We start from the raw sequence: 9460 nt of genomic DNA, 5'->3' as shown, positions 1-9460 counted from the left end.
GGCCAGGCCGTGACGACGCTGGCCGGCCGGCTGCTGGCCTGACCTTCACTCCAGCGCATAGACCACGACCCGGTCGCGACCCTGCGTCTTGGCAAGATAAACCGCCTGGTCGGCGGCATTCACGAGCTGCTCGACACTATCGAAACCGCCTTGCGGCCATTGTGTGGCCAGGCCGATGGAAATCGTGGTGGCGACGGTGTGGCTGTGGCCCACGGGATGGCTGGTCTGGCGGAAGGTCTTGATGATGCGTTCGGCGATTTCCGCGGCGGCGGAGGGCGGTGTGTCCGGCAGGATGATCACGAACTCCTCGCCGCCGTAGCGGACGACCACGTCACTTTCGCGAAGCACATTGCGCAACAGCGTGGCGATGGTGCACAGGATCTGGTCGCCGACCTGGTGCCCGTGTTCGTCGTTGATGCGCTTGAAATGATCGACGTCCGCAAAGGCGACGCTGAGCGAACGGCCGTATTTCTTGGCACGAACGAATTCCTCGCTGAGAAATTCATCCAGGAAGTTTCTGTTGTACAGCCCGGTCAGCGGGTCGCGCCGTCCCAGTTCTTCGAGTTCGGCGGTTTGTGACTTCAGCGATTTGGTGACCCGTTGCAGCCGGTGGGTTTCCTGCTCGGTATGCGCCTGGAGCACGGTGCTCAGGTCGTGCGCATGGCTGAGCAGTAGATCGGCTTCATGGCCGTCGACCAGGGTGGTTTCGAAGACGTGTTCGGTGTCCCGGATATTGGTGCGCATGCTGTCCAGCATGTCCGGCAACGTGGCCTCGTCAATGTTGAGCAGCGCCCGGGTCCGGCTTCTCAGGGTATCGAAACGGGTTGCAGGTTCATCGTCCTCCAGCCAGTAGTCGGCCAGCGGGCCGGACAGGGCGATACAGCGGGTGAAATCGTCGAGGTCACGATCGTTCGCAGTCGGTGTCTCGGCATGGCTGGTTTCGATGGCATGCCGGATGCGTTCCGGAAAATTCCAGTTCCCCAGCAGCCAGGCGCCGACCTGACTGTGATCGGTATGGCAGTGTTCGGTTTCGTAGCGGACGAGATCCAGGTGCTTGAGCTGGTGTGCGCCCGCTTCCAGGTAGAACCCGGGCTGGATGCGTTCCAGGGCAAGCATGCCGATATCCTGGAGCAGGGCGGCCAGAAATATCTCTTCGGCGTCGCTGCGTTTCAGGTGTAATCCCAGCATCTGGCCGGCGGTTGCGGCCAGAAATGAACGACGCCAAAAGCGGGTGTGGTCTATGCCTTCTTCCGATTCACCGGTCAGGTCGTGTATCAGGCTGAAGCCCAATGCCAGCATCATGGTTGCGCGCAGTCCCAACGCCATCAATGCTTGGCGCAGGCTGGTCAGGGTGCGGCGCTGACGGTAGATCGGCGAATTGGCGACGCGCAGTATCTTGGAAGTCAGCGCCGGGTCGAGATGAATGATGTCCTCCAGTTCGGTAAGCGTGGCGCGCGGGTTTTCGGCGATCTCGAGTATTTGTACGGCGATCCCAGGGGGGCTGGGCAGGGTGGAGCAGTGCTTCAGGCGGCTCAGCAACTGTGGATCCATAAGTTCTGGTTGTCCTTGGCATGATGGTTGATATGGAGTTATGGAGGGCGTGTTCCCTTGTGCCAGGCGCGTTCCGTCGTTTGCATGCTTTCCTGAATGAGGTTTGAGTTTGATACGTGCAGGTTATCGGCAGATGCCGGAATATGTTGAATTGAACAGGGTTTAACCTTTTGATAGGCATGGATATAGGCGGGGTTTGATAACCGAAAACGGATGCAGGTAGAGTTGGCGGCCCATGCTTGCTCCATAACCCGTTATGTCCACCGCTCTTAAGCTCGGCGACCACCGTATCGCCTATTTGCTGTTGACGCTGACCACGCTGTTTTGGGCTGGTAACGCCATCATCGGCCGGGCGTTGCATGACAGCGTGCATCCGGTCACGTTGGCGTTCTGGCGCTGGGCGCTGGCGGCGCTGATCCTGCTGCCGTTTGCCTGGCGGCATGTCATGCGTGACTGGCGTGCCTTGATCGACGCCTGGGCGATCATGCTGGTGCTGTCGCTGTTCGGCATCGGCTGTTTCAATACCATGCTGTATGCCGCGGCGCAGACAACCACGGCGACCAACATCGCCCTGATTCAGACCGCGATGCCGGCGACGATCGTGATCCTTGGGCTGCTGTTGTTCGGCGACCGGGTTTCGAAAAAAGGCATCTTCGGCGTCGCGTTGAGCATTGCCGGCGCAGGCGTCATCGTCCTGCGCGGCAGTCTGGAAACTCTGGCGACCTGGCATGTCGTGACCGGCGACGTCTGGATGCTGGTCGCGGTGCTGTGCTACGCGTTGTATTCCGTCCTGCTGCGCAAACGACCTGTGGTGCATCCGCTGAGCTTCCTGGTGGCAACCTTCGCTATTGGCGCCCTTATGCTGCTGCCCTTGTACATCTGGGAGCAGGGGCGTTACGGTGCGCCGCATCTAAGCGGTGGGTTGCTGGCCGGCACCGTCTACGTGGCGGTGTTCCCTTCGATTCTCGCGTACCTGTTCTGGAATCGCGGCGTCGATCTGATCGGCTCCAACCGGGCCGGCCTGTTCATCTGCCTGGTGCCGGTCTTCGCTTCGGCTTTGGCCATGGTGTTTTTGAATGAGCACCTGCATGCCTTTCATCTGGTGGGGCTGGCGCTCATTGTGGTGGGATTCATCCTGTTCAACCATCCGGGCAGGGCGATGGACAGCTGAACAGACTTACGGTAGCCATCTGTAAAAAATACTTAAGGCGGAGCAGGTGGTATTGGTACTTGCCGGGGCGCCGGCATACGCCAACGGATTAGTATCTCACTCGGGCCTATATGGGATTGGCGTTTCCCCTACATTTTGGGTTATTTTTGGCTCGATAATTTTGTCCTATCATCTACCTTGGATGAGCAAGGTTCAGTCCACGGAGCTTGGTGCCAACGTTACATGGGAGCACTGGTTATGGACGAGTTTCACACGGTCTGTTGCCCTGATTGTGGTGGCGAAATAGTAGACGCGCGAAGCCATATTGAACTGTTTGATGAGGATACACAGTTCATCGGTTTCAGATGCGTAAAATGCGAACGCGGATTCACCGGTGCGGAGATCATCGCGCTGATCAACTCAGACAGTGAGTAATCCGGTTTATCGAACTTCAATCAGTCGCCGCCTGCCTTCAGTCCACGGCTTTAGTCGGGTGTATTGACGGCGATCGGTGGCGGTTCAGGGAGCCTGTCAGTGATCAATGGATTGTAGTGGTCGGCCAGGTACCGCACCACGCTGTCCATTTCTTCAGGTTCTACGGAAGCCCAGGTCACAAGCAGGTTGGGGCCGTAGCGCCTGACCGCGGGGTCTTTTCTGAGGGTGCGTATGCGTTCGCAGATGTTGCCTTTCCCGACCCTGACAACGCCGCCATCCTCGGTGTTGCGCCAGATCAGATAAATACCCTTGGCATTCACCGTGGCGGGGTCGAGCTGGTCAAACGAACACCAGACGCCGGTTGGGCATTTGGCCCATTCAAGATACATTTTTGTTGCCATGAACTTCTTCTTTTTGTTGGATACCTCTGCATAGCACAACCACAATAATACCAACTGAGTATTAGAAGTGTGGTTTGGATATATGGCTGACGGCTTTAGTGCTGTTAATGCAGGCCTTCAAACTTCGCTTGGTAGAGACTGCTGAGCCAGTCGATGAACACGCGGACACGCGGTGGCAGCTGCCGCCGTTGTGGATATAGCACGGATAATGGCAAATCAGGGCTTGCCCATTCATCCAGTACTTCGACGAGACGCCCATCCTGCAATTCCTCTTCAACGTGGAAACGGGGCAGCTGAATCAACCCGCAGCCACGCAGTGCGCATACGACGTAATTCTCGGCATCGTTGACCGACATCCATCCGCCGGCAGCATATTTACGGATTTTGCCATTGACGATCAACTCGAGCGTATTGTCTACGCCGCCGTTGCTGGAAAAGAACTTCACGGCCTGATGTGACGAAATTTCGTCAGGGTGGTGCGGCGTGCCAAAGCGGGCAAGATATTCGGGGCTGGCACAGATGACCTGGGGCATGGTGGTCAGTCGCCGTGCCACCAGGCTTGAATCGTGCAGGTTGCCGGCACGAATTGCGCAATCGACTCCCTCACGTATCAGATTGATAAGCCGGTCTCCACTGCTGACGACCAGCTCGATGCCGGGATAGCGGCTGTGGAATTCGTCGATCCTTGGCAGGACGATGCGGGTCGCATGGGTGCCGTGCATCTCCACGCGCAAAATGCCACGCGGGTTGGAGGCGACGTTCCGCAATGAGGATTCGGCATCGTCCAGTTCGCTGAGGATATGCACACAGCGTTCGTAGAATGCTTGCCCGTCGAGGGTAGGGCGTACTTGGCGCGTCGTTCGTTCAAGCAAGCGGACGCCAAGTCGTGCCTCCAGCTGCTTGATCGCATGGGTGGCGGTGGCTCGAGGGATGTCGAGCATGTCTGCAGCGCGGCTGAAACTTCCGGTTTCCACGATGCGGGTGAAGAGTTGAAGTGCGTCAAGGCGGTCCATGGCCTAATTATTGATGAATATTGAATTGTGTTGCCAGTTTAGCGGTATTTATTTTTACCTGATGAACTAAAAGACTGTGCGTCTGAAAGGGCATCCAGCTCTGCGCACAGGAGAAAACCATGAGCAAAGACACACAGAGGAGTGCGATCGTCACAGGCGGTTCGCGCGGAATCGGCCAGGCGATCGCTATGCGCCTGGCGGCAGACGGTTTCGCCGTGGCGGTCAACTACGTGGGAAACACGGCCAAAGCGCAGGAAACGGTCTCAGCCATTGAATCGGCCGGCGGTCGGGCGATTGCAGTCCAGGGTGATGTTGGCAGCCCGGGCGATGTGGCAATGCTGTACGACAGCGTGAAACGGGATTTCGGTCGCATCGACGTGGTGGTGAACAGCGCCGGCGTCATGAGGCTTTCGCCCATAGCACAAACGGATCCGGACGATTTCGACCGCATCATTGCCATCAATTTGCGAGGAACGTTTCTGATGATGGCGCAGGCAGCGCAGCACTTGCAGGAGGCTGGCCGTTTTATCGCGCTGTCTTCCAGCGTTATCGCCAAAAATATACCGGGTTATGGTGCATACATCGCGTCAAAGGCCGGTGTGGAGGGGCTGGTGCGCGTGTTCGCGAATGAACTGAGAGGGCGAAATATCACCGTTAACGCGGTTGCTCCCGGGCCGGTTGCCACAGAACTCTTTCTTCATGGGAAGAGCGAGGAGCTGATCGCGCAGATCGCCAGGCAAGCTCCGTTGGAGCGGATCGGCCAACCTGATGATATTGCCGGTGTGGTGTCGTTTCTGGCCGGCCAAGACGGTGCTTGGGTCAACGCCCAGGTTCTTCGCGCCAACGGCGGATTCGCTTGAGTTTGTGTAGGGGGGGACGGCTACACAACAAGAAAATACGAATCCGCATCTTGCTGATGGTTCTATTTGACCCGTTACCAAGGTACAGCCTTTATTCTCTTGGAAAGGGAGGGCGTGTGTGCCCCGGTGGTATTTCCCCAACCATCCAGGACATCCATATGAAAATCAGATTATCTCTATTGCTTGCCCTGTTGGGCAGTGTTTTGCTTGGTTCGCTGGTCACGCAGGTCCATGCCCAGACCACGGAAAGGTATGCCATGGGGCCGGGGATGATGGGCGGAGGAATGGGGCAATCTTCTGCGTCGGGTTCGACCGGCTCTTCGAGTAACGAGCCGCCGGCGCTGAACCAGGGCAATGCACAAAAACTGGTGGGGTATATCCAGGCGCAAGGACTGCGCTGTATGCAATGCCATTCGGTTGCCGACGGCGGTTTCGGTCCCAATTTCCTGAGCATTGCGGCATTCTACAAAGGTAACGCCGATGCCGAGAAGATAATTCAGGCCCGCATTGTGGGCGGTATTGGCCGGATGCCGGGCGGTTTTTCCTCACCCCGGCAGGCTGGAAAACTGGCCTCGCTGATCGTTGAGCTGGTCGACCAACCCGAACAGTGAGCGAATCATCCCCATCGTCCAATCGGTGGTTGAGCATGATTGGAGATGCCAGTAGGATTCCGTCGTTCAAGACACTTGGGATCGCATAGCACCCAACCGATGAGCATCGCACGGTTTTCCCGTTGGAAGCAGGATTGGCGCCTCCGCGCGCTGATGGTCCTGCTCGTGCTGATAACCGCCGTGGGTAACGGCCTGGCTCTGTTGCCGATGCCTGCTGTTGCTGGACAACTGGTTGCAGGCAGCCTCGAGCCTGACTGTGACCAGCCGGGTATGGCGACCGAACAGATGCATCATCAGCAACAGCAGAGCATGGATTGCTGTTCAGGCGATACCGGCCTTTGTGCATTCCACTGCATGGCGCCTCTGCTGGGCAGCCTGTTCCAGATCCGCACCGAGTCGCCCGTATCTAGCCTGGCGACCGCCGCGATTCCCGCTTTGATTATTCGTCCTTCCCGACCACCGTTGCGTCCTCCCCGGGCATAAGTTCGATCCGCGCACGTTCGTGCGCCGTTTAGTGCTTTTCCCTTTTTGTTCGCGAGTCCGGACAGGCGCTGCCTGTACGCCGGTCTCGCATGGAGGACTTCAACGTGAAAAATCGACGCAATACGTACGCGCCGGCTGACGCGGTCAGTCTGTCGCGGCGACAGTTCGTGCAAGGGCTGGTGGCCGGCGGTGTGATGGCCGGCTTGGGTCTTGCCCCCAGGCCGCTTTGGGCGGCTACGCCCGCCGACGGAATGACACCTCGGGAGTTGTCCGGCACCGATTTCGATCTGGTGATCGGTGAAACACCGGTGAATTTCACCGGCCGGCCGCGTATGGCCACCACGGTCAACGGCCAGATTCCCGCACCGGTGCTGCGCTGGCGCGAAGGCGATACGGTCACCCTGCGCGTCACCAACCGGTTGCGGGTATCCACCTCGATTCATTGGCACGGCATCATTCTGCCCAACGAGATGGACGGCGTGCCGGGGCTGACCTATGGTGGCATCGCGCCGGGCGAGACCTTCGTTTACCGCTTCAAGGTGGGACAAAGCGGTACGTACTGGTACCACAGCCATTCAGGCTTCCAGGAACAGACCGGCATTTACGGTGCGATTGTCATCGAGCCGCGCCAGCAGGATCCCGTCGGCTTCGATCGCGACCACGTGGTCCTGCTGTCTGACTGGACCGACGAAGATCCCGAGCGCGTGTTCGCCAAGCTCAAGGAGGCCGACGGCTATTACAACTACGCCAAACCGACGGTGGGCGATTTCTTCCGCCGGGTGAAAAAGGAGGGTTTCACCGAAGCGGTCGAATACCGGGCCATGTGGGATCGTATGCGTATGAGCCCGCGCGATCTGGCCGATGTGTCCGGCGCCACCTACACCTACCTGATGAACGGTACCGCCCCGGCGGGCAACTGGACGGGCGTGTTCCGCAAGGGCGAACGCGTGCGGCTGCGTTTCATCAACGGTTCGGCGATGAGTTATTTCGACGTGCGCATCCCCGGCCTGAAGATGACGGTGGTTGCAGCCGATGGCCAGAACGTGCATCCGGTAACGGTGGATGAATTCCGCATCGGCGTGGCCGAGACCTACGACGTCGTTGTCGAGCCGTACGGCGATTCGGCCTACACCATCTTCGCCCAATCCATCGACCGGTCCGGTTATGCGCGCGGCACCCTCGCGCCGCGTGCCGGCATGCAGGCCGAAGTCCCGCCCATGGATCCGGTGCCGACGCTGAGCATGTCGGATGCAGGCATGTCCATGGCCGGTATGAGTGGCATGGGTGGTATGGACATGAGTGGTGCGAATCAAAGTGGCATGGTCATGTCCCAGGGAAGCGGGCAGGGCGCCATGACACATGCGGCGTCCACCTCATCCGGCATGAGTGGTATGGATATGAACGCGCCGAACCAGGGGAGCATGGCACAGGGAAGTGGGCCGGCAGCCATGGATCACGCCGCCATGGGGCACGGGACGCCGGCCGCGGCCGGTGTGGGCGGTATGGCGATGAACGGAGCGGGCCAGAGCTCGTCCGGCGGCGGCATGATGCAGGTCAAGCATCATCCTGCGACCGAGTACGGCCCCGGTACGGCCATGCACGCGGATGTGGTTTCGACACGACTCGATGACCCGGGTGCCGGTTTGCGGCACAACGGACGGCGCGTGCTGACCTACGCCGATCTGCACACCGTGGGGCATTGGCTGGACGAGCGCGATCCGGATCGCACCATCGAACTGCACCTGACCGGCAACATGGAGCGTTACATGTGGTCGTTCGACGGCGTGAAGTTCTCGGATGCCGAACCGCTGCGTTTCACCTACGGCGAACGGCTGCGCATCGTGCTGGTGAACGACACCATGATGGATCATCCGATTCATCTGCACGGGTTGTGGAGCGAGGTCGAGAATCCCGACGGCGGTTTCCAGGTACGCAAGCACACAGTGAGCGTGAAACCGGGGCATGCGGTCAGTTACCGCGTGCTGGCGGATGCCAGGGGGCGGTGGGCTTACCACTGTCATCTGCTTTACCACATGAAGGCGGGCATGTTCCGCGAGGTGGACGTGGTATGAGCCTGGTACATCGCAAAAGGGGATTCATCATGATGCATAAGCGATCGATTGCGTTGTTCCTGGCACTGACCGCCGCCGTGGGCGTCGCCGGGGCACAGGAGGCGCAGCAGAAATGGCCGCTGCCCATCCACGACAACGTCATTTTGTCTAAATTCATGCTCGACCGCCTGGAGGCGCGCGACACGGAGGCCGGCACCGTAACCTACTGGGAAGGGCAGGCCTGGATTGGCAGCGATATCAACAAGCTTTGGCTGAAGACCGAGGGTGACGTGCTCGATGGCAAGACCGAGGAAGCGGACCTGGAGGCCTATTACAGTCGCGCCATCGCCGCCTTCTGGGATTTGCAGATTGGTGCTCGGCACGACTTTAAGACCGGAGACAAACCGGCCCGGGATTGGGCCGGTGTCGGCTTCAAGGGATTGGCGCCTTATCGGTTCGATGTCGATGCCACCGCCTACGTCGGTGACGAGGAGCGCACCGCCGCCCGGCTCAAGGCCGAATACGAGCTCTTCCTGACCCAGCGCTGGGTGCTCATGCCGGAGGTGGAGGCCAATTTCTACGGCAAGCCCGATCCGGAGCGCGGTCTCGGTACCGGGCTGTCCAGCCTCGACCTGGGGCTGCGGCTGCGCTACGAGATCCGGCGCGAGTTCTCACCTTATGTGGGCGTGGTATGGACGGGTACATACGGCGGCACGGCCGAATATGCCCGCCAGGCCAACGAATCGGTGCAGGACACCCAGTACGTCGTGGGCATTCGTTCCTGGTGGTAGGGGCACCGGGAGATCAAGCAGTTCAGTGGTTTTTCGGGGCGCCAAAGGCGCCCCGTTTTTTATTGCCACCACATGAATTATTGAAGCTGAAAGCAGGCGCTACCGGACCCGGAT

General features: G+C 59.3%; 9 protein-coding genes. 6 read left to right on the top strand and 3 right to left on the bottom strand.

Annotated elements, in window-relative coordinates; genetic code table 11:
* Positions 1–45 precede the first annotated feature (45 nt).
* Entirely contained in the window at positions 46–1551 is a 1506-nt protein-coding gene (locus P8Y64_09400; protein ID MEJ2060685.1) for a GGDEF domain-containing protein, read from the bottom strand.
* Positions 1552–1807: 256 nt separating this feature from the next.
* Between P8Y64_09400 and P8Y64_09395 the strand changes: the two genes are divergently transcribed.
* Positions 1808–2722, top strand: a complete 915-nt coding sequence (locus P8Y64_09395) for an EamA family transporter (protein ID MEJ2060684.1) — start codon at positions 1808–1810, stop codon at positions 2720–2722.
* A 464-nt stretch (positions 2723–3186) separates the two neighbouring features.
* On the opposite strand, the gene P8Y64_09390 is transcribed toward P8Y64_09395, so the two are convergent.
* Together P8Y64_09390 and P8Y64_09385 are read right to left on the bottom strand one after the other, a co-directional pair.
* Positions 3187–3537, bottom strand: a complete 351-nt coding sequence (locus P8Y64_09390) for a hypothetical protein (protein MEJ2060683.1) — start codon at positions 3535–3537, stop codon at positions 3187–3189.
* 104 nt (positions 3538–3641) lie between these two features.
* Positions 3642–4550, bottom strand: coding sequence for a LysR substrate-binding domain-containing protein (locus P8Y64_09385; protein MEJ2060682.1), 909 nt, complete (start codon positions 4548–4550; stop codon positions 3642–3644).
* A 119-nt stretch (positions 4551–4669) separates the two neighbouring features.
* Between P8Y64_09385 and P8Y64_09380 the strand changes: the two genes are divergently transcribed.
* The 5 genes from P8Y64_09380 to P8Y64_09360 all read left to right on the top strand — a co-directional run bounded on the left by P8Y64_09380 (position 4670) and on the right by P8Y64_09360 (position 9346).
* Positions 4670–5410: an SDR family oxidoreductase gene (locus tag P8Y64_09380; GenBank protein ID MEJ2060681.1), complete on the top strand. Its 741-nt coding sequence runs from the start codon at positions 4670–4672 to the stop codon at positions 5408–5410.
* Positions 5411–5568: 158 nt separating this feature from the next.
* Positions 5569–6021 (top strand): hypothetical protein, encoded by a 453-nt coding sequence (locus tag P8Y64_09375; GenBank protein MEJ2060680.1) that lies wholly within the window; start codon positions 5569–5571, stop codon positions 6019–6021.
* Between the two features lie 99 nt (positions 6022–6120).
* A complete protein-coding gene (locus P8Y64_09370; GenBank protein ID MEJ2060679.1) occupies positions 6121–6504 on the top strand; it encodes a hypothetical protein in 384 nt (127 codons plus the stop codon).
* A 104-nt stretch (positions 6505–6608) separates the two neighbouring features.
* A complete protein-coding gene (locus tag P8Y64_09365) occupies positions 6609–8576 on the top strand; it encodes a copper resistance system multicopper oxidase (protein ID MEJ2060678.1) in 1968 nt (655 codons plus the stop codon).
* 29 nt (positions 8577–8605) lie between these two features.
* Entirely contained in the window at positions 8606–9346 is a 741-nt protein-coding gene (locus P8Y64_09360; protein MEJ2060677.1) for a copper resistance protein B, read from the top strand.
* Positions 9347–9460: the final 114 nt, after the last annotated feature.

It is taken from the genome of Gammaproteobacteria bacterium (assembly GCA_037388465.1).
Classification (GTDB): Bacteria; Pseudomonadota; Gammaproteobacteria; order SpSt-1174; family SpSt-1174; genus JARRKE01.
This window is presented reverse-complemented; position numbering and strand designations above follow the sequence as displayed.

What these genes read in the sequence shown, in the direction of transcription:
- P8Y64_09380 (MEJ2060681.1), top strand. Translation starts at nt 4,670, where the DNA reads ATGAGCAAAGACACACAGAGGAGTGCGATCGTCACAGGCGGTTCGCGC.
- P8Y64_09375 (MEJ2060680.1), top strand. Translation starts at nt 5,569, where the DNA reads ATGAAAATCAGATTATCTCTATTGCTTGCCCTGTTGGGCAGTGTTTTG.
- P8Y64_09360 (MEJ2060677.1), top strand. Translation starts at nt 8,606, where the DNA reads ATGATGCATAAGCGATCGATTGCGTTGTTCCTGGCACTGACCGCCGCC.
- P8Y64_09370 (MEJ2060679.1), top strand. Translation starts at nt 6,121, where the DNA reads ATGAGCATCGCACGGTTTTCCCGTTGGAAGCAGGATTGGCGCCTCCGC.
- P8Y64_09390 (MEJ2060683.1), bottom strand. Translation starts at nt 3,537, where the DNA reads ATGGCAACAAAAATGTATCTTGAATGGGCCAAATGCCCAACCGGCGTC.
- P8Y64_09385 (MEJ2060682.1), bottom strand. Translation starts at nt 4,550, where the DNA reads ATGGACCGCCTTGACGCACTTCAACTCTTCACCCGCATCGTGGAAACC.
- P8Y64_09400 (MEJ2060685.1), bottom strand. Translation starts at nt 1,551, where the DNA reads ATGGATCCACAGTTGCTGAGCCGCCTGAAGCACTGCTCCACCCTGCCC.
- P8Y64_09395 (MEJ2060684.1), top strand. Translation starts at nt 1,808, where the DNA reads ATGTCCACCGCTCTTAAGCTCGGCGACCACCGTATCGCCTATTTGCTG.